General features: G+C 52.7%; 1 protein-coding gene. It reads right to left on the reverse strand.

Features of this window, described 5'->3' with window-relative positions; all coding sequences use genetic code 11:
• Positions 1-3 precede the first annotated feature (3 nt).
• Entirely contained in the window at positions 4-312 is a 309-nt protein-coding gene (locus tag ACM6I5_RS19825) for a PepSY domain-containing protein (protein WP_414884491.1), read from the reverse strand.
• Between the last annotated feature and the right edge of the window lie 157 nt (positions 313-469).

Raw genomic sequence — 469 nt, forward strand, 5'->3', positions numbered from 1 at the left:
GGATCAGTCGTCTTGTTTGTTCTTCAGGACTTCGCCGGTGGCGGCGTTCAAGTCCACGTCCCATTCAACATTCTTGGCGTCACGCAGTTCGACTTCGTACTCGTAGATTTTGGAATGCTTGTCCAGGTCGCTGTCGGTAATCGTGGCACCCGGATGCAACTTCAGAACGATCTGGTTCAGCTCTTCCAGCGGCTTGATCTTGCCGTCCTTGACCAGTTGAGGGATCTGATCAACGGGAACGTCAGCAGCTTGCGCCAGGCCAGCGGTGAGGGTCAGGGCAGCAGCGGTGAACAGGGCAGTCAAAGTCTTCATGAGGTTCTTTCCTTGGGTGAGCCGTTTAAGTGAGTCCAGATTAACTGTGGCAACTTAATTCAGGCTTAATTCCTTGGTCACGGTTAGAAGCATTCGCTAGCAGGCTAGCTCCCACAGTTGATCTCGGTTGGCCAAACATTTTGTGTACGCCAACGAT

The organism is Pseudomonas sp. IT-P171, assembly GCF_949767765.1.
GTDB lineage: Bacteria > Pseudomonadota > Gammaproteobacteria > Pseudomonadales > Pseudomonadaceae > Aquipseudomonas > Aquipseudomonas fluorescens_B.

Excerpts from the sequence above, each read along its gene's own strand:
- ACM6I5_RS19825 (WP_414884491.1), bottom strand. The coding sequence starts at position 312 with ATGAAGACTTTGACTGCCCTGTTCACCGCTGCTGCCCTGACCCTCACC.